Origin of the sequence: Nocardia sp. NPDC056611 (assembly GCF_042792755.1) — a bacterium.
GTDB lineage: Bacteria > Actinomycetota > Actinomycetes > Mycobacteriales > Mycobacteriaceae > Nocardia.
The window spans coordinates 1015587-1041610 of the sequence record NZ_JBHTVV010000002.1; the positions used below are offsets into that span (position 1 = coordinate 1015587).

Sequence of the window (26024 nt, forward strand, 5' to 3'; positions counted from 1 at the left end):
CTATCCCGAGATGCGGAAGCCGGGGTCGATGCCCCAGATCGCAAGGGTCAGAAAGAGATTGACGAAGACCATGACGACGATGACCATCTTGATGGCGCGCCCGGCCGCCACCCCGACGCCCTCGGGCCCGCCGGTGGCGACGAAGCCGTAGTAGCACTGGATGAACGTCGAGATCATCACGAACACCATGACCTTGAGCAGCGACCAGAACACGTCCGGTCCCAGCAGGAACTGGAAGAAATAGTGGTCGTAGGTGCCGGCGGTGGTGCCGCCCAGGATCAGCACCGACAACTTGGTCGCCAGGTACGCCACCGCCAGGCCCACGCTGTAGAGCGGGACGATGGTCAGCGTGGAGGCGATCATGCGGGTGCTGATCAGGTACGGAAGCGGGCGGATGGCAATGGATTCCAGCGCGTCGATCTCCTCGGAGATGCGCATGGCGCCCAGCTGCGCGGTGAACCGGCACCCGGCCTGGATCGCGAACGCCAGGGTCGCGATGATCGGGGCCAGCTCCCGGGTGGTCGCGAAACCGGAGATCGCGCCGGTGAGCGGGCTCATGGTGAGCAGGTTCAACGCCGTGAACGACTCCATGCCGACGGTGATGCCGCCGAACCCGCACAACGCCACCACCACGCCGATGGTGCCGCCGCCCACCACCAGGGACCCGTTGCCCCAGCCGACATCGGCGGTCAGGCGCAGCACCTCCTGGCGATAGTGCTTGAGCACGAACGGAATTGCGATCAGGGCCTGGAAGAAGGTGATGACCTGATGCCCCAGGCGCTGATTGGCCTGCACCGGCGCCGACACCACGTTCGCGGCCAGGCGAACCGGTTTGAGCGCCGGGGGAGTGTAGGGACTGCCCATCTCACACCACCTTCGTCGGCAGCAGCGTGTTGTAGAGCTGGGTGAGCGCGATATTGGTGGCGAACAGCATGAGCGCCGAGCTCACCACCGCCGAGTTCACCGCATTGGCCACCCCGCCCGGGCCACCGTGCGCATGCAGGCCGATGTCGCAGGCGATCACCGCGGTCAGCAGCCCGAAGATGGCGGCCTTGAGCACCGCGATCACCAGGTCGTTGGCCACCGCGAAGGACGCGAACGAGCCGATGAACGAGCCCGGCGTCCCCGACTGGGCGTAGACGTTGAACATGTAGGCCGTCGCGAAGCCCACGAACACGATGAAGCCGCACAGCAGCATGCTCACCAGCACCGCCGCCGCCAGCCGCGGCGCGACCAGCCGCCGCACCGGGTCGACGCCCATCACCATCATGGCGTCGATCTCCTCGCGGATCGTGCGCGAGCCCAGGTCGGCGGTGATGGCCGAGCCGACCGCGCCCGCGATCATGAGCGAGGTGACCAGCGGCGCGCCCTGGCGGATGATGCCGAGTCCGGCCACCGCGCCGATGAAGGTGGTCGCGCCGACCTGATTCACCAACGCGCCCACCTGGATCGACACCACCACCGCGATGGGAATGGCCACCAGCACCGTCGGGGCGGCCGACACGCTCGTCATGAACGCGCACTGTTTGATGAACTCGCGGTACGGGAACCGCCGCGACAGGATCGACACCACCAGCTGACGCAGCGCGTCCCGGCCCAGATCGACCTGCCGCCCCAGGGTTTCCAGGGACCGCTGCGGATGATCGCGCCACAACCGGCGGGCGCTCCGGCCGATCCGCTCCAGTTCGGAGGGTTCCGGTGCGCCGGAAGGTTTTTCGAGTGTCGTCATCAGGCCATGTCCTCGAGGTAGCGCTGCAACAGCATCAGCAGATACCCGGCCACCGAGAGACCGGCGGCCACGGTGCACAGCACGGCCACCCACAGGCCCACGCGCAGAACGGGATTCACTCGCATATGCCCACCGAGAATCTTGATCCCGATTACCAGGATGTCGATGAGCCAGACCAGAACCATCATCTACGTCATGCACACATTCGAGAAGGTGAGCACCGGCCAGCACACGATCGATCCGAGGAACGAGATGATCACGTCGAGGCCGTGCAACTGCTTCAGATGTGCGGTGTGGGTGAGCGTCCACACCACCCCCACCAGCCCGTAGGGAATGGCCAGGATGATCAGCGTCCCGAGGAATTCGGACACCTTCATCTCGTAGCCCAGTATGCGATCCAACCGTTTCAGCATCTTGCGAACGTCCTCTCACGTCCCCGCCCCGCGCCTCTGTGCACGAGCTGCCGCAGCGACGTATGTTACTCAGGATTCTCGCGAATGGAAGAGAATCGGGAGATCTTCTTCGGGGATGAGATTGGGAAGATGCAACGTCTCATGCAGCGGTAATGCGGTAATACGGGTGGGCTTAAGTTACTTTAAATTCACCTCTTGAATCGGAGACCGCGCTGCGGAATCCTCGGTAACATAGCCCGCGCCCGATCGAAGGAGATCCATGACCATCGCGGCACCGCAGCCGGCCGGCGACGCCACCCTCACCCTCGAGCAGACCCGCATCCACATCCCCGGCGTGCACCGCGCCGACACCAAACGCCCGCCGAAACTCGAGGACGCGCTGGACTTCTGGCAGTTCTCCGGCGCGGCCGCCAATGTCGCCATGCAGATGGCGCGACCCGGCGTCGGGCACGGCGTGGCCGACAGCAAGGTGCACTCCGGGGCGCTCATGGTGCATCCATGGAAACGGTTGCGCACCACCGCGTCCTACCTCGCGGTCGCCATCCTCGGCACGCCCGAGGAGAAGGTCGCCTTCCGGGAGGCGGTCAATGTCGCCCACCGCCAGGTGAAGTCCGAACCCGGGGTCGCGGTCCGCTACAACGCCTTCGACCGCGACCTGCAACTGTGGGTCGCGGCCTGCCTCTACATCGGCTTCGAGGACTCGTATCAGCTGCTCAACGGGAAGATGAATCCCGAACAGGCCGAGGCGTTCTACTCCACCTCCGCGCCCCTGGGCACCACCCTCCAGGTCACCGACGAGATGTGGCCCGCAACCCGCGCCGAATTCGACGAGTACTGGGTGCGCGCGTGCGAGCAGGTGGCGGCCGACGAGAAGATCCGCGCCTTCATCGACGACCTGCTGCACCTGCGCATGATCCACTGGTATCTGCGGGTGATCTTCGGCGGTCTGCTGCGCTTCCTCACCGTCGGCTACCTGCCCCCGTACTTCCGTGAGCAGCTCGGCGTGAGCTGGTCGGCCGCCGACCAGCGTCGCTTCGAGCACCTGTTCGTGTTCGTGGGCTTCGTGAACCGCTTCATTCCCCGATTCATTCGCAACGCGGGCACCCGGAGCATGATGGCGAACGTGCGCCGTCGGCTGCGGGTGCACAAGGCGTTGATCTGATCGCCCGGTCGCTCAGGCGGTGACCGGGCGGGACAGGTCGTACACGGTGCTGCCGCCGACGGTGAGCGCGGTGAAGTGGGACTTCACCCAGTCCGAGATCTGGGAGCCGCTCGAATCGGCGTTGCCGCCCATGACCATTCCGCCGTCGATGAAGTAGCGAACCTGACCGGCGGACGCATAGGTCTGGAACCGCGCCAGGGTGGGGGAGTCGTCACCACCGGTGAAGCCGCCGATCGCCATGACCGACTTGCCGGAATTCAGGGCAAGGCTCGCAGCCGAACCCGCCCCGACGGTCGCGGCCGCCCAGCGAGCGTCGCTGTGCTCGAGCAAGGCCACCAGCTCGGTATTGTTCGCCGACGCGAATATCGGGCCGTGCCCGTCGCCTGGCACGCCGTCGCCTGTGCCGCCTTGCTGGACCGGAATCACGTCGGTCGGCCCGGTCGTGATCTCGCCGCTCGGGGCGGCCGGATCCCCTTCGGGCGCTGCGCCGCTCGTGCCGCCCGGTGGTGTGAAGCGCGCGCCGTCCCCGCCTGGAGCGCCGCCTGGGCCGAAACTCTGGCTGGCGGCGGGTCCGGAGAGCGGATTGCCGCCACTGTGCGGATGAGCCGCGGTCGAGACCGCCCACGCGCTCGCGCCGCCGAGTCCGAACAGCACGCCCGCCAGGGCCAGGACGGCGGCGTAGCGGCGAGACTCGCGGGTACCAGCGACAAGGGCCAGCGCCACCAGGATCGAACCGGCCAGCACTGTCCAGCGCAGCCACGGCAGCCAGTCCGGTGTGCGGTTCAGCAGCACGAACGACCACGCGCCGGTGCCCGCCGCCATGACCGCCAAGGTCAGGCGCGCGGCGGGATGGGCCGCGCGCGACCACAATTCGCGCACCGACACAGCGACCAGCGCGCCGATCGCCGGGGCGAGGGCCACGGTGTAGTACGGGTGCACGATGCCGCCCATGAACGAGAAGGTCGCTCCGGTGATCAGCAGCCAGCCACCCCACAGGACGAAAGCCGCCCGGGTGCGGTCGGTGCGCGGCGCCCGGCGGGTGAGCCAGAGCCCGGCGGCCGGCCCGATCAGTGCGGCCGGGAGCAGCCAGGAGATCTCGCCGCCCATTGCCGAGTTGAAAAGCCGTGTGATGCCCGAAGATCCGCTGAACCCGGCGAATCCGGACATGCCTTCGGGCACGTCGCCGCCGGGGCCATGGGAACCCATATTGCCGCTGCCGCCGAAGATGCGGCCCAGGCCGTTGTAGCCGACCGCCAGCTGCCAGAGGCTGTTGTCGGTGGAGCCGCCGATGAACGGCCGGGAATCCGCGGGCCACCAATCCACGAGGGCGATATACCACCCCGCCGATGCCATGACGGCGACGCAGGCCAGGATCAGCGCCCGGATTCGCTGCCGCAGTGGACCGTTCGCGGCGATCAGGAAGGCCAGGCCCAGCCCGGGCAGGATCAGGAACGCCTGCATCATCTTGGTGAGGAAGCCGAACCCCACCGCCGCGCCCGCGAGCATCAGCCAGCCCGACGGCGCCGACCACACCCGATCGCCCGTGGCCTGAATGGCGCGCACCGTGCAGTAGGCGGCCGCGACGAGCAGCAGCACCAGCAGCGCGTCCGGATTGTCGAAGCGGAAGACCAGCACCGCCACGGGTGTCAGACCCGCGCTCGCACCAGCCAGCAGCCCGGCGCCCGGCCCGCTCGAGCGACGCACGGTGGCCGCGAGCAGCCCGACCGACGCGACACCCATGAGGGCCTGCGGCAGCAGCACGGACCACTGGCTGAAGCCGAGCAGCTTCCCGGACAATCCCATCACCCACAGCGCCGCGGGCGGCTTGTCCACCGTGATGGCGTTCCCGGCGTCGAACGACCCGAACAGCAACGCCTTCCAACTCCGCGACCCCGCCTGGGCGGCCGCCGAGTAGTACTCGTTGGCCCAACCCGAGTTCGTCAGATCCCACACATAGAGCACCGCGGTCGCCGCGAGCAGTCCGAGCAGACCCGGCCGCGCCCAGCGGGGTTGTCCAGCCGGCCCGAAAACCAGCCGGGCGAACCGTGTTTCACCCCGCCCGCCTTCGCCCCCATCCGGTCGGTCCGCCGCGGCCACCTCCGGCCGCCACGCTGTCGATGTCATATCCCGTCCCTTCGCTCACCGCGGCACCGTCATCGCGGCGCGGTCGTCGCAGCCGATCCTGTTCGCCGCGGCTCGGGGTGAATGGCGTGCGAATCTGGGAGTCCGCTGGGAGCGCGGTGTGGACTCGCGACAGCGGCTTGCGAGGCCGAGCGATGGTGGTGCGCAGCTCTGGCACCTACGAGGTGCGTGGGCCGGGGGGGCGCTCCACACAGATCCCCGCGTCGGGTGGCGACCGGTGCCGGAGGTCTGGCTGGTGGGCCGCGGCGTGGTGTCGCCGGTCGACCACCACTCACGCCCGGCCACCGGTCGATGCGATCCGGGCCGCCGCCTGGCGCGGGTCGGGGTTCGTGGTGGCCGGGATCAGTGCTGTGGGTCGGGGCCGGCCGGAATCGGCGCGCGGCGGACGCGGCTTCTCGAGTTCGCCGGAGGTTCGGCGCCTACTGTCGGGGCGGTTCGCGCGGCAGCGCGGCGGAAGGGAGATCGGCGTGGGCCGTCGACGGGCTGTGTTTAGGTGGGTTCGTGCGTGATCGAGTGATCGCCTCCCCCTGCGCCGGAGCCGATGCGGGGCGTCGTTTCCCCAGGCTGCGGCGGTGGACGCTGCGGACCCGGCTGCTGGTGTCGGTGCTGGTGATCGCCACGGCGGGGCTGGCCGCGTTCGGGGTGCTCACCCAGGCGATGCTCGGCCGCTCCGAATTGGCGCGCATCGATGGACAGTTGACCGCGGTCGCGGGGGATCTGGCCACCGAGAGCCGTCCGCCCCCGCCGCCGCGGCCCGACGAACCGGTGAAGGGCCTGCCCTCGACCTTCCAGATCCTGTTCTTCGACAGCACGGGCGCTCCGTCGGGGCAGATCGGTGTCGGTGGCGTCGAGTTGTCGCTGCCCGCGATGAACAAGGCGGCAGTCGCCGCGCGTGGCGACCGGATCTTCGAGGTGAACGACTCGCACGGGTCGCCCTGGCGGGTGCGGACGGTGGTGCAGCCGCCGAGCCGGATGCAGCCGCAGGGGGCGACGGCGGCCGTGGTCATGCCCTTGGACGGTTACTACGCGACCGCTCGGGAATTGCGGACCATCGAAGTGATCTCCGGAGTGGCGCTGGTGCTGGTGATGGCCGCCGTGGCGACCTGGGTGGTGCGGGTCGGGCTGCGGCCGCTCTCGCGGATCGAGCACACCGCCGAGGCCATCGCGGCCGGAGATCTGGGCCGGCGGGTCGAGCACACCGACGATCACACCGAGGTCGGGCGGCTGGGGGCCGCGTTCAACGTGATGCTCGAACGGTTGTCGACCAGCATGCGACGGCTCGGGGAATCCGAGGCGCGGATGCGGCTGTTCGTGGCCGACGCCTCGCACGAACTGCGCACCCCGCTCACCTCGATCCGCGGGTACGCCGAGCTGTACCGGATGGGCGGCGCCGCGAATACCGGCCAGGTCGCCACCATGATGCGCCGCATCGAGGACGAGGCCGCGCGCATGGGACTGCTGGTCGAGGACCTGCTATTGCTCGCGCGCCTGGACGAGCAACGCCCGCTGGACCTGACCGACGTCAACCTGTCCGTCCTCGCCGGGGACATCGTGCGCGACGCGCTGGCCCGGCAGCCGGAACGTGTTGTGCGGCTGCGGCTTCCCGACGGCGCCGTGCGCGTGGTGGGGGACGAGCATCGGCTGCGGCAGGTGCTGACCAACCTGGTCGGCAACGGGCTCGTGCACACACCCGCCACGGCCGAGATCGACATTCGGATCGCTATGGGCACGGTGCCGGACGCGGCCGGAGTGGTCGCCGCCGCCGGGGCCGACCTGCGGGCGGGGGGTCCGGCGGCGATCGCGGAGATATCCGACACCGGCCCCGGCATCCCCCTCGAACAGGCCGGACACGTCTTCGACCGCTTCTATCGGGTCGACGAATCCCGCTCGCGCGCAGGCGGTTCCGGGCTGGGACTGGCCATCGTGGCCGCCGTGCTGACCGCGCACGGCGCGCGGATCGAACTGCTCACCCGGCCCGGGGCGGGCACGCTCTTCCGCATGGTGTTCCCGCTTCCGGACCAGTCCGGACCCGAGGCCGCCGGTTCACAGGAAACGCCCAGCTGACACCGAGCTTGCCCGGTGGGCCCGGCCCCGAGGATGGCCCGTATGACACAGAGCGGCGCGAGTGCGCGCACGAATCCGGTGCGAGAGCGCCTAGGGTGACCAGCGTGAGCGATCGCGCCGCGACCCCGGCGGCGACCGTGCTGGTCGTCGACGACGAGCCGTACATTCTCGACCTGCTCTGTTCCGCACTGCGGCTGAGCGGGTTCGACGTCAGCTCCGCCGACAGCGGCCGGGGCGCGCTGGAAGCCGCGACCCGGCGGCCGCCCGACGTCATGATCCTCGACGTCATGCTGCCCGACCTCGACGGTTTCACCGTCGCCCGCCGGCTGCGCGCCGCGGGCAGCGAGGTGCCGGTGCTGTTCCTCACCGCCCGCGACGCCGTCGAGGACCGCATCGCCGGACTCAGCGCCGGTGGCGACGACTACGTGAGCAAACCGTTCAGTCTCGAGGAAGTCGTGCTGCGTCTGCACGCCATCCTGCGCCGGACCAAACCCGCCGAGGACGACGCGCCCGAGCGGCTGCGCTTCGCCGACCTGGAACTCGACGCCGACACCCACCGGGTGTTCCGGGGCGGCGAACTGATCTGGCTGTCCGCCACCGAATTCAAGCTGTTGCAGTACCTGATGCTCAATGCGGGCAAGGTGGTGAGCAAGCGGCAGATCCTCGACCGTGTGTGGCAGGCCGAGGAAGGACGAGCCGACCGAGTGGTCGAAACGTTCGTCAGCCAGCTGCGGCGCAAGATCGATACCGACCATCCGCCACTGATTCACACGGTGCGCGGCGTCGGGTACACGCTGCGCGACTCTCCCTAGCGCCGCGTCGCCGGGCCGGCGCAACGGCGACGACCCGCTCGACTTTCGGGCTCGCGCAGACACACCGCGGAATCGGATTCTGTGCGAACTCCCTTGTGGCACTGCACAGATCTCGGATCGCCGCTCCGCGTCGAACGCCTCGTGACATCGACCGCACTGCTCATGAGCGGCTCTCCCATGCCTCGAGATATCCCGCGAAAAGGGGATTGGCCGGCGCATCGCGGTGGGAGGATTGCCTGTGTGGACCATGCCGTTTCCGGCGCCGTCGAGGTCTCGTCATCCTCGGCCCTTTCGCCACGTCAGGCATTCGAACAGTGGGAAGCCCTGATGTCGGACGCGGTCGCGCCGACCGCCATCGAGCCATTGCGCACCGGTCACTGGCACGGCCGCGTGGTATCGACCCAATACGACGGATTCTCGGTGTCGCGCATGCAGGCCAGTGCGCAACGCGCCCTGCGGACACCGAAGATGGTGGCGCGGACCACCGGTGACTTCCTGCTCGTGAATATCGTTCTGAAAGGGACGAATTGGACCGAGCAGGGCGGCCGCACCGCCGAATCCAAGCCCGGCACCATCGCATTCTTCGACAGCGGCCTGCCGCTCGAGAGCCGCACCACCGACAATTGCCTATCCACCCTGATCCGCGCCCCGATGCGGCAGGTCCTCGAGCACTCCGGCCTCACCCGTGAACAGCTGCCCACCGCCACCGCTGTCCCCGCCACCGGAGCCCTCGGCGTGGTCACCGGCTTCTTCCGCAATCTGGCCGAACTCCCCGCCGACGACATCGCCCGCGCGGTCACGGTATTCGGCGGTGACGCCGCCGGCATGATGGCCTCGGCCCTGCTGCTGTCCACCGGTACCGGCGCACCCGCCCCGTCGGATTCGCTCTACACCCGTCAGCAGGTTCTGGCCTACATTCGCAAGAACTTCACCAATCCGGACCTGACGGTCGACGAGATCGCCCACGCCTGCCTGCTCTCCCGCCGCACCCTCTACCGGGTGTGCGAGGGTTTCGGTGAGCCGGGCGCGCTGATCCGCCGCACCCGAATCGCCCACGCCCGCCGCCTGATTCGCGCCGATCGCACCCGCTCGCTGGCCGCGGTCGCCGCCGCCTGCGGGTTCTCCACCGACCGTCACTTCTACCGCGCCTTCCGCGAGGAGACCGGTCTGACCCCCGGCCAGTTCCGCGACCAGCTCGGCCCGGCGCGCTAGCGGCGGCCGTTGACACCGCTCCTGATCCGAGTGACGGGGCCGCGGGCGCACCAGGACCATGGCCGTCGTCACACTGCCGGCTTCGATGTGGTCGTTCGCTCACCGCGAAGTCGTCGGGCGACCGGGTGCGCGGGTGGCGCAGTGCGGACGATCGACGATAGCGTGTGGCTATTAACAGGTCTCGTGTCCGGTTCGGCGTTCGGCCCGGACGGCGCCAACAGCGATACGCTGGAATTTCGAGCGGAGGGAGTGAGCGTGAACGAGAATCCCGGCACCGCCCTGCCTTCCGGCACCGACACGGAACCGGCTACGCGGGGCGACGCGGTGGCACGTCTGATGGACGAGTTCGGACCGTCCGCGGACCGCGGCACGGTCGAGCGCATCCTCGACGGTTCGCTGGACCATCTCACGGCCATCGGGCTGCCGGCGGAGCGGCTGCCCGTACTGGCCGAGCGATTCGCCCGCGAGCGGCTCACCGCCCTGGCCCGCACCCGGGGGCACGGCGCCCCGACCGGGCCCACGGTCCTGTTCGTCTGCACCCAGAACGCCGGGCGCTCACAGATGGCGCTCGGATTCTTCACCAGCATGGCCGGGCGGCAGGCCGCCGCGTGGTCGTGCGGCTCGGCCCCGAGCGCGGCGATCCACCCGCTGGTGATCGCGGCCATGGCCGAACGCGGTGTGGATATCGCCGACGAATTCCCGAAGCCGTGGTCCGACGAATTGATGCGGGCCGCCGATGTGGTGATCGACATGGGTTGCGGTGACGACAACCCGATCATCGGCGGGCATCGGTTCGAGCAGTGGCCGCTGCCCGACCCCGCCGGGGGTGGGATCGAGGAGATCCGCGCCATTCGCGACGACATCGAGCAGCGGGTGCGCCGGCTCGTCGCCAACCTCGGGCTGGCGGCCTGAGGTCTCTCCGCGGGGTGTCGCGCGGATTCTAGGACAGCTCCAGCGTCGCGGCCGTGAAGCGCCACAGGCGTTCCGCGGCCAGGTCGACCGCGGGCCGGGGGTGGGTGCGCAACTGCTGGCCGATGCCGTGGCGTAGACCGCCGATCACGTACGCGCCCGCGCTGTCGGGGTCGAGATCGGCGGGGATCTCGCCGGTGGCCTGCCCGCGCCGGATATTGGCGGCCGCGGCATCACCGAGATTGCGGATGTAGACGGCCTCGATCTCGGTGAGACCCGGATCGGGGGCGGCGCGATTGAGGAGCAGCGCCGCGAGCGGGTGGTCGAAGTGGTAGGCCACGAAACACTGCGTGCGGGCGCGTTCGCGGGTGGCCCAGTCGCCGTCGGGGAGGCGATCGTCGGCGATGGCCCGGCTGAGTCCTTCGTAGAAGTCGTCCCAGATCGCCGCCAGCAGACCGACTTTCGAGCCGAAGTGGTGATAGAGCGCGCCGGTGCTCAGGCCGGTGCGGCGGGTCAGCGCGCTCAGCTCGAGCAGTCCGTTGGCGTGGACCAGTTCGTCGCGCGCGGCGTCGAGAAGTTGTTGACGTCCGATCGGTGCTCGTGCCACAGTCGGAGGATAACAGAACTCAGTTATGTAAAGGATGGCCCGATGAGCACGAAGGTGACCTCGCTACGGGATCTCGACGGTGATCTGGCCGGAACCTATCGGCGCACCGGCAGCAGCGGCGCGAGCGTGGACCCGGCGGTGGTCGACGCGGATCTGGCCGCGCTCGAGCGCGACGGCTACGTCATCCTGCCCGACCTGTTGACGGCGGCCGAACTCGACGAGATCCGGGAAAGCGTTGCGCCACTGCTGGATCGGAGCGGACGCAACAACTTCGAGGGCCATTCCACCCAGCGCGTCTACAGCGTGCTGAACAAGACGCGATCCTGCGACCGCATCGCCGACCACCCGCGCGTGCTGGCGCTGCTGGACCGGCTGTTCATGCCCAACTATCTGCTGTCCATGCTGCAGGTGATCAATATCCAGCCCGGCGAAGCCGCGCAGATGCTGCACACCGACGACGGCTTCTACCCGCTGCCGCGGCCGCGAAAGGCGTTGGGGGCGGCGACCATCTGGGCCATCGACGACTTCACCGCCGACAATGGCGCCACCGATCTGGTGCCGGGCAGCCACTTGTGGGGCGACGAACTCCCCGACGAATCCACGCCGCGGGAACCGATCGTGATGCGGGCCGGTAGCTGCGTATTCTTCGGTGGCACTCTGTGGCACGGCGGCGGCGCGAATCGGTCCGCGCATCCGCGGCTCGCGCTCACCGCGCAGTATTGCGAGCCGTGGCTGCGCCCGCAGGAGGCGTTCACCCTGTCGATGACCCGCGATACCGTGCGCGCGGTCTCCGAGGACATTCGCCGGATGCTCGGCTACAGCATTCATCCGCCCTTCATCGGGCAGGTCGACGGCATGCACCCCAAACGATTGCTGGAGCCCGGCGCGTCGGCGCTGTAGCGGCTATTTCGCGAGCTCGTGAGCCAGCTGCACGGCGGCTTTCATATCCGGCGCGTACCCCACTCGCCATTGCAGCCGGTCGATCGGCGTTACCGACACCTTGTAGCGGTGTTCGTCCACCCGCTCGAATTTGACCGTGACCGATTCGCTCAGTGGGGCGGCGTGCGTAACCATTGCTTCTCTCCTCACCCTGCGCGGACGTGGGGCGGTGGAAACATATTCACGGCGTGGGAGCGGGCTGCTGCTTGCTCTCAGTTAACTGTAAGAAATTCCACGCCGTGTGGATACGGACAAAGGTTACATTCTCGGCGCGACCGGAGAACGGTCGCGCCGAGCGTGCTGCGAGTGTCGCCGAGGGGGTCAGCCGTTGCGGCGACGGCGGGGCGCGCCGCCCGTACGCGGGGACCCGGAGCGGCCGCCCGCGGTGTCGGAAGCGCTCTGGCCGTGGTCACGCTGACGGGCCGGAGCCGCGGCACGGCGATCCGACCGGGCGCGCGACGCGGGCTTGCCGCCCGTCTCGCCGCCGCGGGAGCCGTGACCCGACGCCGCGGGAGCACCCGAGGCCGTGCGCGGCTTGCCGGAGGCCCGCCCGCCGGTGCGTCCACCGGGGCGGCCGTCCTTGACGGTCTCGTGCTTGCGGTCGGCCGGGCGGTCGCTGCGCACCTCGTCGCCACGGCCGCCGGACTTGCGCCGGCGCGGCGCGGCGGGCTTGTCGCCCACGGGGCGGGTGCGCTGACGGGGCTGACGCGTACCGCGCGCGGGAGCCGCGGCCGCCTCGCCGCGGGCCGGGGCGGTATCGCCGCCGGAGACGGGAACCAGCGCGGCGACCTCGCCGACCAGCTCGCTCACCTGCGGGGAGTCGGGCGTCACCGACTGCGGGGAGACGGTGATCTTGGCCTTGCGCATGAGCGCGGCCATATCGCCGCGCTGATCGGGCAGCACCAGGGTGACCACATCACCGTCATTGCCCGCGCGCGCGGTGCGACCGGAACGGTGCAGGTAGGCCTTGTGCTCGGCGGGCGGATCGACGTGCACGACCAGTTCCACGCCGTCCACGTGCACGCCGCGCGCGGCCACATCGGTGGCGACCAGGACCTTGGCCGCGCCGGAGGCGAAGGCCGCCAGATTGCGGTCGCGGGCGGGCTGGGTCAGGTTGCCGTGCAGGTCCACGGCCGGGATGCCGGCGGTGGTGAGCTGGCGGGCCAGCTTGCGGGCCTGATGCTTGGTGCGGGTGAACAGGATCCGCCGCTCCGTGCCGGACGCGAGGCGGTGCACGACCGCGCGCTTGGCGTCGTTGGTGGGCACCTCGAACACATGGTGGGTCATGGCGGCCACCGGCGAATTCGCTTCGTCGACTTCGTGTTTCACCGCGTTGGGCAGGAACCGATTGACCAGCTTGTTGACGCCGTTGTCGAGGGTGGCCGAGAACAGCAGGCGCTGGCCGTCGCTCGGAGTGGCGGCCAGGATCCGGGTGACACCGGGCAGGAAGCCCAGGTCGGCCATGTGGTCGGCCTCGTCGATAATGGTGATCTCGACATCGTCGAGGCTGATCAGGCCCTGCCGCATGAGGTCCTCGAGGCGGCCCGGGCAGGCGATGACGATATCGACGCCCTTCTTCAGCGCCTGCACCTGCCGGTGCTGGGACACGCCACCGAAGATCGTGGTCACCGACATGCGGTACGCGGCGGCCAGCGGCTCGAGGGTGGCCGCGATCTGGGTCGCCAACTCGCGGGTCGGCGCGAGGACCAGCCCGGCGGGGTGATTCGGCGCACACGGCTGCGGGTCCCGGCCCAGCATGTCGATCATCGGAATGGAGAACGCCAAGGTCTTTCCGCTGCCGGTCTTTCCGCGTCCGAGCACGTCGCGCCCGGCCAGGGTGTCGGGCAGGGTGTCGGCCTGGATCGGGAACGGCTCGGTGATACCGGCACTGGTGAGGGCGCGGATCAGCGGCTCGTGCACACCGAGCGCGGCGAAGGAGGTGGGGGCGGAAGTCATCGGAGCTGCAGTGCCTTTCGGGCATCGGGGGCGTGCCCGAGCCGTGCGGCGGACATCGGGTCCGCGCCGGGGGCACAAGGTGGCGAGATTGCCAGTGGGCAAAATCGATCGCCGTAAGGAAAGCTAAGCCGCGCAGTGGGGGCTGCTTGGGAGTTGTAGCGATCTACGACGCTGGTGTGACGGTTCGCACCGGCACAGCCATGATCAACAACGTGTTCGCTGGAAGTCTACCCGGCCTCGAAATCGGTCCGGTACGCGGGGAGTGCGGGCAGCGGCGGCAGCGGTCGGGCGTGCAGCCAGGCATCCCAGAGCGGTCGCAGCGTCTGGTTGCTGTAATGCCCGGCCAGGTCGGTGAATTCGTCGGTGCCGACCGAGGCGTGCCGGTACCGGGCGGTCCAGGCGCGCAGCAGGTCGAAGAAGGCGGAGTCGCCCAGCTGCAGGCGCAGGGCGTGCAGGGTGAGCGCGCCGCGCTTGTAGACCCGGTCGTCGAACATGAACTCCGGGGTCGGGTCGGCGAGCAGGATGTCCTGCGGCAGCCGCGCCAGGTTGCGGTGCGCGGTGCGGGCCAGCTGATCGGCCGACGGGCCGCCCGAGGCCGCGGACCAGATCCATTCCGCGTAACAGGCGAAACCCTCGTGCAGCCAGATGTCGCGCCACTGCCGGATGGTGAGGCTGTTGCCGAACCACTGGTGCGCCAGCTCGTGCGCGACCAGTCGCTCCGAACCACGTTGCCCGTCACAGTGATTCGCGCCGAACACCGAAATGCCCTGGGCCTCGACGGGAATCTCGAGGTCGTCGTCGGTGACCACCACCGTGTACGCCTCGAACGGGTAGGGCCCGAACAGTTCGGTGAAGACCTCCATCATGCGCGGCTGGCGCGCGAAGTCGTGCTCGAAGGGCAGGCGCAGCCGCGGCGGCAGCACCGCCTGCATGGGGACCGATCCGCGCGGCGCGTCGATCCGCTGTTTGCGGTAGTGGCCGACCTGGATGGTCGCCAGGTAGGTCGCCATGGGTTCGGGCTGCTCGTACACCCAGGTGGTCTGGCTGGCCTTGGTCTGCTTGCGCACCAGGGTGCCGTTGGCCTGCGCGTAGTACGGGGAGTCGGTGGTGATCGAGATCCGGTAGCTGGCCTTGGAACTGGGGTGGTCGTCGCAGGGGAACCAGGAGGCCGCGCCATTGGGCTGGCTGGCCACCAGGGCCCCCTCGGTGAGCTCCTCCCAGCCGACCTCGCCCCATGGACCGCGCACCGGCGTGGGCGGGCCCGCGTACTGCACGGTGAGTACCAGCGCGCCGCCCGCCGGGATGCGCTGGCGCGGGGTGATCACCAATTTGCCGCGCTGGTGGACGTATTTGGCGGGCTTGGCGCCGTTCACCAGCACCTTGGACACCGACAGCGCCTGGGACAGGTCCAGCGCGAAGCGATCTCGCGCACCGGTGGTCACCGCGGTGATGTCGGCGCGCCCGGCGAGCCGGTTGCTCGAGACCTTGTAGACCAGTTCGAGGTCGTAGCGCGAGACCCGGTAGCCGCGATTCCCGTTCTGCGGCAGGTAATCGTCGATGGGTTCGTCGATCGGATTCACCATCAGCGGCTCCCGTCCGGCCAGGGTGCGATCGGGTTGCCCCACCAGCGGGTGGACGGCGGGACGCTGTCGCCCCGCATGACCAGCGAGGCGGGCCCGATGGTGGCGCCCGCGCCGATCACGCTGGCGGGCAGGGCGACACAGTGCGGGCCGAGGGTGGCGCCGGGGCCGAGGGTGACGGTGTCCATGGCCATGATGCGGTCGTGGAACAGATGGGTCTGCACCACGCAACCGCGTTCCACGGTCGCGCCGTCGCCGAGTGTCACCAGGTCAGCCTCCGGAAGCCAATAGGATTCGCACCATACCCCGCGGCCTATTCTCGCGCCGAGTCCACGCAACCAGACATTCAGGACAGGCGTTCCGGTGGCGGCACGCGCGAACCACGGTGCGGCGACATGCTCGACGAAGGTGTCGGCCACCTCGTTCCGCCACACGAACGAGCTCCACAGCGGATGCTCCTCGGCGCCGATCCGTCCCACCAGCAGCCATTTCGCGATGACCGAGGACGCGCCCGCGACCGCGCCCGCGGTCAGCAGCACCAGGCCGCTGAGCAGGGCGGTGGGCAGGTGGCCGAGGGTCTGGGCCAGCCAGGCCAGGGCGAACAGCACGCCGAGCCCGATGGCGAAGGTCACCAGCACCGGGATCAACCGGCAGGTCTCCACCACCGCGCGGGCGATCCGCAGCCGCGCGGGCGGGTCGAAGGTGCGTGCGGTGTCGGCGGTTTCGGCGGCGCGGCGCAATCGGATGGGTGGGCTGCCCAGCCACGACGATCCCGCCTTCGCCTTCGACGGCGCGGCCGACAGCACCGCGACCAGGCCGTTCTTGGGGACGCGACGGCCCGGCGCGGTCATGCCGGAGTTGCCGAGGAAGGCCCGCTTGCCGACCTTGGCCTCACCGATCCGCAGCCAGCCGCCGCCCAATTCGTAACTGGCGACCATGGTGTCGTCGGCCAGGAACGCGCCGTCGGCGACCACGGTGAACTTCGGCAGCAGCAGCACGGTCGAAACCTCCACGCGCTTGCCGACCTTCGCGCCCAGCAGGCGCAGCCACACCGGGGTCAGCAGGCTGGCGTAGAGCGGGAACAGGAAGGTGCGCGCGGAATCCAGCAGGCGTTCGGTGGCCCACGCCTGCCAGCCCTGGCGGCTGCGCACCGGGTGATGGCCCTCGGTGAGCCCGATGGCCAGCAGCCGCACCGACACGATGGTGACCGTCGCGTACACGCCCAGGACCAGCAGCATGGCGACCGGCAGCACGGCGAACGCGCGACCGAAACCCGCTGTCAGCGTCTGGGTGTCGCGAATCCACCAGGCGATCAGCAGACCGCCGCTGCCCAGCGCCAGGATCGGCACCGAGGCCAGCAGCATGGAGGTGATGCCGAAGATGGCCACCCAGTGTGGGGCGCGCGCGGGCGTGGCGTCGGGCCAGCGGTGCTGGGCCCGGCCGACTTTCACCGCGGGCGAGCCCGCCCACTCCTGTTCGGCCTTCACCTTGCCCGACACCGACGAGCCGGGCGCGATCTCGGCATTGCGGCCGATCTTGGTGCCGGGCAGCAGCATCGACCGCGCCCCGACCACCGCGCCGGGACCGATCTCGATCGGGCCGATGTGCACCACGTCGCCGTCGATCCAATACCCGGCCAGGTCGACCTCGGGTTCGACGCTGCAGCCGTCGCCGAGCCGCAGCATGCCGGTGACCGGCGGCAGGGTGTGCAGGTCGACGCCCGTGCCCACGGTCGCGCCGAGCGCGCGGGCGAACGGCACCATCCACGGTGCGCCGGACAGGTTCTCCGCGCCGCTGGCCTCCGACAGCCGCACGGCCGTCCACAGTCGCAGGTGCACGAGACCACCGCGCGGGTAGGTGCCGGCCGCGACGCCGCGCAGCAGCAGCCGGGACCCGGCGACGCACAGCGCCATCCGGCCGGGCGGGGAGATGAACAGGACGAACGCCGCCAGGGTCCACCACCAGGAGAGGTGCGGCAGCCACGGCAGCGAGCCCGACCAGGCGGCGATATTGCCGACCGTGGCCAGCCAGGTCAGCCATTGCAGACCGGTGAGGGTGGTGAGCGGGATCGTGGCGAGCACCTGGAACAGCTGCGCCGACAGCGGCACCGGCCGGACCACGCGCTCCTCGACGGTCTCGGTCGGGGCGAAGCCGTCCAGGAAGGCGGCCAGCGCGCCCAGGCGCGGATGGTCGTAGAGGTCGGCCACCGCGATCCGGGGATGCCGCTCGCGCAGCGCCGCCACCAGCTGGGCCGCGGCGAGGGAGCCGCCACCCAGATCGAAGAAGTCGGCGTCGGGATCGGTGACCTCGGCGCCCAGGATCGAATCCCACAGTCCGGCGACCCACTGCTGGGTCTCGGTGAGCCCGGCCTCGGGGGTGGCGGCGACCGCCTTGGGCAGCGGCCAGGGCAGGGCGTCGCGGTCGACCTTGCCGGAGGTGCGGGTGGGCAGTTCCCCGACAACGGCCAGGCGCGGCACCAGGGGAGCCGGAAGTTGTTCGGCCAGAATGGTTCTGGCGGCGGTCAGGTCGTAGTCGGCGTCGGGGCCGGTGAGGTAGCCGACCAGGATCTTGTTGCCCGCCTTGGTGGTCCGGATGGCGGCGGCCGCGCCGGTCACGCCCGGCAGGTGCTGCAGTGCGTTGTCGATCTCGCCGAGTTCGATGCGGCGGCCGCCGAGTTTGATCTGGTCGTCGGCGCGGCCCAGGAACACCAGGCCCTCGCGGTCGTTGCGGACCAGATCGCCGCTGCGGTAGGCGCGTTCCCAGCCCACCGATTCCAGCGGTGCGTACTTCTCGGCGTCCTTGGCGGGGTCGAGGTAGCGGGCCAGGCCGACGCCGCCGATCACCAGCTCACCGGATTCGCCCTCGCCCACGGGGTTTCCGGCGGCGTCGACGACGGTCAGGTCCCAGCCGTCGAGGGGCAGGCCGATGCGGATCGGGAAGCCGCCGTCCAGCAGTGCCGCGCACGCCACCACGGTGGCCTCGGTGGGGCCGTAGGTGTTCCACACCTCGCGCTCGGAATCCTGGTTGTCCGCCAGTCGTTCGGCCAGCTCGGGCGGGACCGCCTCGCCGCCGAAGATGAGCAGGCGCACCGGTTCCAGGGCCTCGGCGGGCCAGGTGGCGGCCAGCGTCGGGACGGTCGAGACGATGCTGATCTCGCGGCGTACCAGCCACGGACCCAGGTCCGCACCCGTGCGCACCAGCGCGCGCGGAGCCGGGACCAGGCAGGCGCCGTGCCGCCAGGCCAGCCACATCTCCTCGCAGGACGCGTCGAAGGCGACCGACAGACCGGCCAGTACTCGGTCGCCGGGGCCGATGGGTTCGTGCTGGAGGAACAGGTTCGCTTCGGCGTCGACGAACGCGGCGGCGTTGCGATGGGTCACCGCAACGCCTTTGGGGGTGCCGGTGGATCCGGAGGTGAAGATGATCCAGGCGTCGTCGGCCGGGGAGGGGGCGGCCGGTCGGGTCCGCGTATCGCCGGATTCCCGTGGGTCGCCGGTGGTTTCGATGCCGGCGGCGGTCACGATGGCCGACACCCGGGCCTCGCCGAACACCAGCCGGGCACGCTCGTCGGGATCGTCGGCGTCGACCGGGACATAGGCCGCGCCCGCGTGCAGGACGGCCAGAATGGTGATGTAGAGCCCGCGCGTCCCCGACGGCATCCGGACCCCGACCCGGTCCCCGGCGCGCACACCCGCGGCGGCCAGCCGATCCATCTCGACGGCGATCTCCGCGAGCAGCTCCGCGTATCCGAGTTCCACCTCGCCGTCGTCGATGGCGGGTGCGTCGGGGTAGGCCGCGGCGGTCGCGGCGAGAACGTCGACCAGGGTGCGGGCTCGCGGCGCGAGGGCGGCCCGCACCATCGGGTTCGCGTCTGTCTCGATATCGGCCTGCGGTCGCGGCATTACGTGCTGCCCACCTCTCATGGAACCATCCGGCGCTTCTGCGTTGGTTGTTTCATATGAGAGTTACCGACAGGCAAACTGTGGGGCGGCCATTGGCCCACGGTACCGGTAAGTCCTGGTTGTCCAGTGTTCGACCGGCGGTTATGCCGCGAATCGAGCGAAGAATCGCCAGATCACGTCGGCGGCGTCGAATTGGCGCGTGACTTTGCCGACAATGGCCTCGGGCAGGTACTGCTGACCACCCGGCCAGGTGTGACCACCGCCGGTGACCGTGTAGAGCTGCACCGCGGATCCGTTCCGGCAGTCGGCGGACCGCAGCGTGACCGAGGTCCCGTCGTCGGTGCGCAGGGGCAGCTGGGTGGTGGTGACGCCGGAGCAGTCGTCACGCTCGCGCCACCACTGCTGGGTCGCGTCGACCGACAGCACGGGGCTGGTGCCCGCGCCGAGCCGCCCGGACGTGATCCGGACGACGCCGCCGTCATAAGGGACGATCGGGTCGGCGGTGCCGTGGATCTCGAGCACCGGCAGGGGATGGGCGGGCGTGCAGTCGGATTCGTCCGCCTGGGGGAGCGGTCCCGCGACGGGGGCGATGGCGGCGAGTTTCCCCGACAGCCGGCAGCCGAGCTGTTCGGTGAACATGCCGCCGTTGGACATCCCGGTGGCATAGACCCGGAACGGGTCCACGCCGTCGCCGCCGACGAGCCGGTCGATCACCGCCGCAACGAAACCCACGTCGTCGATTCCGGCCGCGCCCGCCTTGGTGTCCGCGCCGCGGCCGTCGTTCCATGATTTCTCGTAGCCGTCGGGGTAGACGGCGATGAAGCCCTCGGTGTCGGAGAGTTCGTCGAAGCCGGAGGTCTCCGCCAGGTTCCGGGCGGTGCCGCCCCCGCCGTGGAAGGCGAGGACCGCGGGCACCAGGCCCTGCGGGCGGTTGGCGGGGTAGTGGACGAGGTATTGCCGTTGCAGGCCGCCGAATTCGAGGGTGATTGTCGTGTCGGCCGCCGCGCGGGCCCGCGGGTACGTGCACCCCGCGGCCAGGAACACGGTTGCGAGCAGGACCGCGGCGGCGATTCTCGGTGCGTACACGCCGTCGATGGTAGAGACGTGGCCTGAAGCTGAGCTGAAGCTTCGGGTCAGCTGTGCGGACGCAGGGCGGCCAGCGCGGCGTCGGCGACTTCGGCTGGCGGACGATCGATTTCGAGGGTGACCACCTGCTCGTCCGGGTCGGGTGGCTCCAGGGTCTCGAGCTGCGAGGTCAGCAGGTCCGGCGGCATGAAATGGTCGGTGCGCGCGAGGAGGCGGGCGCGCAGTACTTCTCGGGCGCCCGTGAGGTGCACGAAGGTGAGGACCGCGTCCGGGTGTCCGATGCGGCTGGCGCGCAGGATGTCCCGATAGGAGCGTTTCAGCGCCGAACAGGCGACGACTCCCGAACGGCCCGCCGCGAACTCCGCGGACATCCATTCCGCCACGGCCGCCAGCCACGGCCTCCGATCGGCATCGGTGAGCGGTCGACCGGCGGCCATCTTCGCGCGATTGGCGGGCGGGTGCAGGTCGTCGCCCTCCAGCAGATCCCAGTCCAGCGTCCGCGCCACGATGCTCGCGACAGTGGATTTGCCGGATCCCGCCACGCCCATCACCACCGCGATGTGTGGTCGAGCGGCGGCGGTCAATGGGCCTCCCGGATCGGTGCGGTACTGGTCGCACCGACCATAGCCAGCGGAAATCCCGGCGCACCGGCGCCCCGCCGCATCCGATCCGAACCGTTCCTCCCACCGCCGATCGGTCCCGGTATTGTCTGCGGTGCAGGTGAATCGGGAGGATTGTTTGGCTGAGCAGCTCCGGCCGGGAGTGACCTTCGCCGGGTATCGGGTCGAGCGGCTCCTCGGCGTCGGCGGAATGGGTGAGGTGTACCTGGCCCACGACCGGGACCTGCCCCGATTCGTCGCCTTGAAGCTGCTCAACGTGGTGGCGGGAGACAGCGCCGAGACCCGGCAGCGATTCCTGCGCGAGGCCAATATCATTGCCCGGCTCGCCCATCCGAACATCGTCACGATCTACGCGCGCGGCGAGGAACAAGGGCGGCTGTGGCTGGCCATGGCCTACGTCGACGGCTCGGACCTGGAGGCCGAACTGCTGGCCGGGCCCCTGGAACCGCGCCGCGCCGCCGCCATCACCGCCGATGTCGCGCGCGCCCTCGACTACGCGCACGACGCGGGTGTACTGCACCGCGATGTCAAACCCGCCAATATCCTGCTCACCGCGCATCCGCGAGAATGGGCGCTGCTCACCGACTTCGGCATCGCCGAATCCAGGCATGAGGTCCGCGGCATCACCGGGCGCGGCGAGGTGGTCGCGAGCTTCCAGTACACCGCGCCGGAACGCTTCAACGACGAGGCCCGTGTCGACCGCCGCGCCGACGTGTACTCGCTGGGCTGCACGCTGTTCGAAATGCTCACCGGCACACCCCCGTACGCCGACACCGACCTGCCCCGGCTTATCTACCGGCACGTCAAGGCCCCGGTACCCGCGCCGCACGCGCTCAACCCGGCCCTGCCCGCCGCCCTGGACCCGATCCTGGCGCGCGCGATGGCGAAGAATCCCCGCCACCGCTACGCGACCTGTGCCGAACTGTCCGCGGCGGTGAGCGGCGTGCTCACCGAATCACGGTCGGCGCCGGCGGTTCCGCCGCCCAAGGCGACGCACCCGCGCGACAAGAACCGGCACGCCGCCGTGCCGGTGTCGGAGCCCTGGGCGCGGTCGCGCACCCTGCTGGTGGTGCTCGCGGTCGTCGTGGCGGTCGGCGCCACGGCCGCCGCGGTCGGTTTGCTCTCGGCTCTGATGGAACCGAGTTCGAAGGATTCGGCCGCGCCCACGACCAGCTCGCGCACCTCGGCCCCGGCCCGCACGAGTACGGCTGCGGTGGCCACATCGGTCAACCCGGCCGCCGCCGCGGCCGCCGACGGCTGCCAGACCCGCCGCACCCCCGACAGTGTCACCGGCACCGATCCGGGTGGCATCGCCAGCGGCCCCGACGCGATCCTGGCCTTCCAATACGCCTATTACGTGCTCCGCTCCGGCTCGGTGGCAAGCCAATTCGTCGCGGGCGACGCCTCCAATGTGGCCAACCCGGCGACCATTCAGACCGGCATCGATTCACTGCCGGTCGGCACCCGCTACTGCGTGCAGATCGGCCGCATGACCCCCGGCGACGACGAGCACTGGGCGGTCAAGGTCATGCAGCAGCGGCCCGGGGAATTGCCGGACGCGTTCACCCAGACGGTCACCACCCGCACCGTCAGCGGCCGCACCCTGATCACCTCGATCGTCGAGGAATAGCGGCCCGCCCGAGGAGTCCCGGCGGCCGTTGGCGTTTCACAAAATCGGTAGGTGTGCTGCGGGGCTGCTAGTCTGCGATGCGGTGGCCCGATCGGGAAAGCTCGGTGGGGCGCGGTGAAAGTTGTTCGTCGATAGGGAGTTTCGGTCGTGGACACGACAGGGTCGCGAGGCGGGTTCGCGGGGGTGCAGGGATGTCCGGTTCGCGGTGGAGTGGGTGTCGCGCCCGAGGAGCTCAGGATCCTGCTGGGCACACCGGAATTCGCGGCCGATCCGCACGCCGCCTACCGGGAGATGCGGCGACGCCACGGCTCCATGGTGCCCATCGAACTGTCCCCGGGCGTTCCGGCCACCCTGGTCGTGAACTACCGGACCGCCCTGCGAATCCTCAACGATCCGGAGCATTTTCCGGCCGACCCGCGCGTCTGGCAGGAGACCATCCCCGAGGACTCGCCGATCCGGCCCATGATGCAGTGGTACCCGAACGCGCTGCGTAACGCCGGCGCCGAGCACCTGCGCTACCGGCAGGCCTACTCCGCCGCCATCGACGGAATCGACTTGCACGCGGTGCATTCCACCGTCGAGGAGATCGCGGGCCCGCTGATCGCGGGGATCGCCGCCGAGGGCGGCGCCGACCTGGTGTCGAGTTACGCGCTGCCGCTGGTATTCGAGGTGCTCAACCAGGTGGTGGGCTGCTCGGCCGATATCGGGCAGCGGGTGGCCACCGGCATGGCGGCGCTGTTCGACACCGTCAATGCCGCGTGGGGCATGCAGACCCTGGCCGAGGCGCTCATGGAGCTGATCGCGCTGCGCCGCGCCGAGCCCGGCGACGACGTCACCTCCCGCATGGCGCACCACCCGGCCGCGCTCAACGACGAGGAGATGCTGTACCAGCTGGTCAGCTTCTACGGCGCGGGTCTCGAGCCGATGCAGAACCTGATCGCCAACACGCTGCTGCTCATGCTCACCGACGACCGCTTCGGCGGAGACATGCTGGGCGGCAGCCTCTCCACCCGCGACGCCCTCGACGAGGTCCTCTTCAACGACCCGCCGATGGCCAACTTCTCGATCAGCTACCCGCGCCAGCCGGTGCTCATCGACACCACCTGGCTGCCCGCCCACCAGCCGGTGATGATCAGCCTCGCGGCCTGCAACAACGATCCCGAGATCGCCGGCGGCGACCGCACCGGGAACCGCTCACATCTGGCGTGGGGCGCGGGCCCGCACGCCTGCCCCGCCCGCTCGGTGGCGTATCTGGTCGCGCAGACCGCGATCGACCAGCTGCTCGACGCGCTGCCCGACATCGTGCTGGCCGTCGGCAAAGACGAGATCTCCTGGCGTCCCGGCCCGTTCCACCGCGCCATGGTGGCACTGCCGGTCGAATTCCCGATCAGTCCCGCGCTGCGCGCGGTGTAGAAGGAGCTGTTCATGTCCCAGAGCCCGATCGTGCTGGATGTCACCGGCACCGATATCCAGGGCGAATCCGCCCGGATTCGCGAGCAGGGCCCCGTCGCGCTGGTCGAGCTGCCCGGCGGCGTGCAGGCGTGGTCGGTGACCGACCAGGAAGTGCTCAAGAGCCTGCTCACCGACGAACGCGTCTCCAAGGACCCGCGCCAGCACTGGGCGGCGTTCCGCAATGGCGAGATCACCGAGGCCTGGCCGCTGCTGCCGTGGGTCGCGGTGGAGAACATGTTCACCGCCTACGGCGCCGACCACCGCCGCCTGCGCAAGCTGGTCTCCCCGGCCTTCACCCACCGCCGCACCACCGCCATGCGCGAGCGCATCGAGGCCATCGTCGCCGAACTGCTCGCCGAACTCGCCGAGCTCCCGGCCGGTTCGACCGCGGACCTGCGCTCGCTCTACGCCTACCCGGTCCCGATCCGCGTGATCAGCGGGCTCATGGGGGTGCCCGAGCACCTCGACGCCGCCATCCACAAGTGCGTGGACGGCTTCTTCGACGGGTCGCTGACCGCCGAGGAGGCCATGGCCAACTTCATGGACATGTACGAGCGGGTCGGCGAACTGGTCGCCTACCGCCGCGAGCACCCGGGCGACGACATCACCACCGCGATGATCGCCTCCCGCGACGAGGACGGCTCGCAGCTGGCCGACAAGGAACTCGTCGAGACGCTGATGCTGGTCATCAACGCCGGCCACGAGACCACGGTCAACCTGCTCGGCCAGGCCATCGTCGCGCTGCTGTCGCATCCGGAGCAGCTGGCCGCCGTCGTCGGTGGGCAGGCGTCCTGGAACGACGTCATCGAGGAGACGCTGCGCTACCAGGCTCCGGTCGCCCACCTGCCGCTGCGCTACGCGGTGGAGGACATCGAGGTCGGCGGCGTCGTGATCGCCAAGGGCGAGGCCATCCTCGCCTCCTACGCCGGGGCCAGCCGCGACCCGAAGATCCACGGCGAGACCGCGGACCGGTTCGATATCCAGCGCGACACCAAGGACCAGCACGTCGCCTTCGGCCACGGCGCCCACCACTGCCTCGGCGCGCCGCTGGCCCGCCTGGAAGCCGCGATCGCGCTCCCGGCGCTGTTCGAGCGGTTCCCCAACCTCCGGCTGGCCACGCCCGCAACGGAATTGACCCCGATCGGCAGCTTCATCTCCAACGGCCACACCAGCCTGCCGGCGGTGCTGAACCCGGGCGAGTGACCCGCCCCTGATAGACCCTCGCATCGCCCGGCCCTCGCCGGGCGGTGCGGTTCTCCCGGGCGCGGGACCCGCGCGCTGGACCATGACGACGCCCAGCCATACTGGCCGGGCGTCTTTTTCCGAGTGTGTTCAGTGATTCAGGTCCCTCACCCAGGAGGCATGAATATCCATGGTCACCATCCGGAATCGGTACCGCTCCGCCCTGTCCGTCTCCGCGTTCGCGGCGCTGGGCGTGAGCCTGGTCTGTACCGCCGCCCCCGCTCTCGCCGCCAATTCGATCGCGGTCACCTCCGCCGCCGCGACCTCGATCGGGATCGACTACACCTGTGAGCCGTCAGCGGGGGTAGACAGCATTCAAGCCATGGTCGGCGATCCCAATGCCGACCGCCCGGCCGCCACGGGCGCGCAGCTGACGTTCAGTTGTGACGGGTCCCAGCACACCGCCACCGTGGCGCTCAGCCCGGCCGCGGGGGAGCCGGCCCTGGAAAAGGGTGCGCCCGTACAAGTTCGGGTCGCGCTGGTCGACCAGAGCCAGACCGTGGTGTCCGGCACGGCGAAACTCCTGACTCTCGGGTAACCCGCCGAGTTCACTCCCGCCTCGGGAGC

Annotated in this window: 22 protein-coding genes; 10 read left to right on the plus strand and 12 right to left on the minus strand. The window is 69.9% G+C overall.

Annotation, left to right across the window (positions count from 1 at the left end):
* The 4 genes from ACFRAQ_RS13355 to ACFRAQ_RS13370 are packed head-to-tail and all read right to left on the minus strand — an operon-like array spanning nucleotide 1 to nucleotide 2142.
* Nucleotides 1–864, minus strand: coding sequence for an ABC transporter permease (locus ACFRAQ_RS13355; RefSeq protein ID WP_379098517.1), 864 nt, complete (start codon nucleotides 862–864; stop codon nucleotides 1–3).
* 1 nt (nucleotide 865) lies between these two features.
* Nucleotides 866–1729, minus strand: coding sequence for an MlaE family ABC transporter permease (locus ACFRAQ_RS13360; RefSeq protein WP_379098520.1), 864 nt, complete (start codon nucleotides 1727–1729; stop codon nucleotides 866–868).
* The gene (locus tag ACFRAQ_RS13365; RefSeq protein ID WP_379098523.1) at nucleotides 1729–1917 is read right to left on the minus strand and encodes a hypothetical protein; all 189 of its coding nucleotides are present in this window, start codon (nucleotides 1915–1917) and stop codon (nucleotides 1729–1731) included. The genes ACFRAQ_RS13360 and ACFRAQ_RS13365 overlap by 1 nt, the downstream gene beginning before the upstream one ends.
* Complete coding sequence (locus ACFRAQ_RS13370) at nucleotides 1918–2142, minus strand: hypothetical protein (RefSeq protein WP_357082672.1); 225 nt, start codon at nucleotides 2140–2142, stop codon at nucleotides 1918–1920.
* 259 nt (nucleotides 2143–2401) lie between these two features.
* Here ACFRAQ_RS13370 and ACFRAQ_RS13375 point away from each other — a divergent pair, with 259 nt between their 5' ends.
* Nucleotides 2402–3304 carry an oxygenase MpaB family protein gene (locus tag ACFRAQ_RS13375; protein WP_379098526.1) on the plus strand — a complete coding sequence of 301 codons (903 nt, stop codon included), beginning with the start codon at nucleotides 2402–2404 and terminating at the stop codon, nucleotides 3302–3304.
* Between the two features lie 12 nt (nucleotides 3305–3316).
* Here ACFRAQ_RS13375 and ACFRAQ_RS13380 read toward each other — a convergent pair whose 3' ends face one another.
* Nucleotides 3317–5428, minus strand: coding sequence for an ArnT family glycosyltransferase (locus ACFRAQ_RS13380; protein ID WP_379098529.1), 2112 nt, complete (start codon nucleotides 5426–5428; stop codon nucleotides 3317–3319).
* A gap of 519 nt (nucleotides 5429–5947) precedes the next feature.
* Between ACFRAQ_RS13380 and ACFRAQ_RS13385 the strand changes: the two genes are divergently transcribed.
* The 4 genes from ACFRAQ_RS13385 to ACFRAQ_RS13400 all read left to right on the plus strand — a co-directional run bounded on the left by ACFRAQ_RS13385 (nucleotide 5948) and on the right by ACFRAQ_RS13400 (nucleotide 10446).
* Nucleotides 5948–7510: a sensor histidine kinase gene (locus tag ACFRAQ_RS13385; protein ID WP_379098532.1), complete on the plus strand. Its 1563-nt coding sequence runs from the start codon at nucleotides 5948–5950 to the stop codon at nucleotides 7508–7510.
* Nucleotides 7511–7614: 104 nt separating this feature from the next.
* On the plus strand, nucleotides 7615–8322 hold the full coding sequence (locus ACFRAQ_RS13390) for a response regulator transcription factor (protein WP_379098535.1): 708 nt from the start codon (nucleotides 7615–7617) through the stop codon (nucleotides 8320–8322).
* Nucleotides 8323–8562: 240 nt separating this feature from the next.
* A complete protein-coding gene (locus tag ACFRAQ_RS13395) occupies nucleotides 8563–9534 on the plus strand; it encodes a helix-turn-helix domain-containing protein (protein WP_379098538.1) in 972 nt (323 codons plus the stop codon).
* Nucleotides 9535–9789: 255 nt separating this feature from the next.
* Nucleotides 9790–10446, plus strand: coding sequence for an arsenate reductase ArsC (locus ACFRAQ_RS13400; protein WP_379098541.1), 657 nt, complete (start codon nucleotides 9790–9792; stop codon nucleotides 10444–10446).
* Nucleotides 10447–10474: 28 nt separating this feature from the next.
* Here the strand turns inward: ACFRAQ_RS13400 and ACFRAQ_RS13405 are convergent, their stop codons facing one another.
* A complete protein-coding gene (locus tag ACFRAQ_RS13405) occupies nucleotides 10475–11050 on the minus strand; it encodes a TetR/AcrR family transcriptional regulator (RefSeq protein WP_379098544.1) in 576 nt (191 codons plus the stop codon).
* Nucleotides 11051–11092: 42 nt separating this feature from the next.
* Here ACFRAQ_RS13405 and ACFRAQ_RS13410 point away from each other — a divergent pair, with 42 nt between their 5' ends.
* Complete coding sequence (locus ACFRAQ_RS13410) at nucleotides 11093–11950, plus strand: phytanoyl-CoA dioxygenase family protein (protein ID WP_379098546.1); 858 nt, start codon at nucleotides 11093–11095, stop codon at nucleotides 11948–11950.
* A gap of 3 nt (nucleotides 11951–11953) precedes the next feature.
* Here the strand turns inward: ACFRAQ_RS13410 and ACFRAQ_RS13415 are convergent, their stop codons facing one another.
* The 6 genes from ACFRAQ_RS13415 to ACFRAQ_RS13440 all read right to left on the minus strand — a co-directional run bounded on the left by ACFRAQ_RS13415 (nucleotide 11954) and on the right by ACFRAQ_RS13440 (nucleotide 21061).
* Nucleotides 11954–12124, minus strand: coding sequence for a hypothetical protein (locus ACFRAQ_RS13415; protein WP_379098549.1), 171 nt, complete (start codon nucleotides 12122–12124; stop codon nucleotides 11954–11956).
* A gap of 186 nt (nucleotides 12125–12310) precedes the next feature.
* Nucleotides 12311–13945, minus strand: coding sequence for a DEAD/DEAH box helicase (locus ACFRAQ_RS13420; RefSeq protein ID WP_379098552.1), 1635 nt, complete (start codon nucleotides 13943–13945; stop codon nucleotides 12311–12313).
* A gap of 227 nt (nucleotides 13946–14172) precedes the next feature.
* Nucleotides 14173–15528: a M1 family metallopeptidase gene (locus ACFRAQ_RS13425; protein WP_379098554.1), complete on the minus strand. Its 1356-nt coding sequence runs from the start codon at nucleotides 15526–15528 to the stop codon at nucleotides 14173–14175.
* The gene (locus tag ACFRAQ_RS13430) at nucleotides 15528–19427 is read right to left on the minus strand and encodes a Pls/PosA family non-ribosomal peptide synthetase (protein WP_379098558.1); all 3900 of its coding nucleotides are present in this window, start codon (nucleotides 19425–19427) and stop codon (nucleotides 15528–15530) included. The genes ACFRAQ_RS13425 and ACFRAQ_RS13430 overlap by 1 nt, the downstream gene beginning before the upstream one ends.
* A gap of 141 nt (nucleotides 19428–19568) precedes the next feature.
* A complete protein-coding gene (locus ACFRAQ_RS13435; protein ID WP_379098560.1) occupies nucleotides 19569–20513 on the minus strand; it encodes an alpha/beta hydrolase family esterase in 945 nt (314 codons plus the stop codon).
* 47 nt (nucleotides 20514–20560) lie between these two features.
* Nucleotides 20561–21061 carry a gluconokinase gene (locus tag ACFRAQ_RS13440; RefSeq protein WP_379100246.1) on the minus strand — a complete coding sequence of 167 codons (501 nt, stop codon included), beginning with the start codon at nucleotides 21059–21061 and terminating at the stop codon, nucleotides 20561–20563.
* Between the two features lie 190 nt (nucleotides 21062–21251).
* On the opposite strand from ACFRAQ_RS13440, the gene ACFRAQ_RS13445 reads away from it, so the two are divergent.
* The 4 genes from ACFRAQ_RS13445 (at nucleotide 21252) to ACFRAQ_RS13460 (ending at nucleotide 25995) form a co-directional block, all read left to right on the plus strand.
* A complete protein-coding gene (locus ACFRAQ_RS13445; RefSeq protein WP_379098563.1) occupies nucleotides 21252–22763 on the plus strand; it encodes a protein kinase in 1512 nt (503 codons plus the stop codon).
* 210 nt (nucleotides 22764–22973) lie between these two features.
* Complete coding sequence (locus ACFRAQ_RS13450; RefSeq protein ID WP_379098565.1) at nucleotides 22974–24176, plus strand: cytochrome P450; 1203 nt, start codon at nucleotides 22974–22976, stop codon at nucleotides 24174–24176.
* A 12-nt stretch (nucleotides 24177–24188) separates the two neighbouring features.
* Complete coding sequence (locus ACFRAQ_RS13455) at nucleotides 24189–25418, plus strand: cytochrome P450 (protein ID WP_379098567.1); 1230 nt, start codon at nucleotides 24189–24191, stop codon at nucleotides 25416–25418.
* 169 nt (nucleotides 25419–25587) lie between these two features.
* Complete coding sequence (locus ACFRAQ_RS13460; RefSeq protein ID WP_379098570.1) at nucleotides 25588–25995, plus strand: hypothetical protein; 408 nt, start codon at nucleotides 25588–25590, stop codon at nucleotides 25993–25995.
* Nucleotides 25996–26024 lie beyond the last annotated feature (29 nt).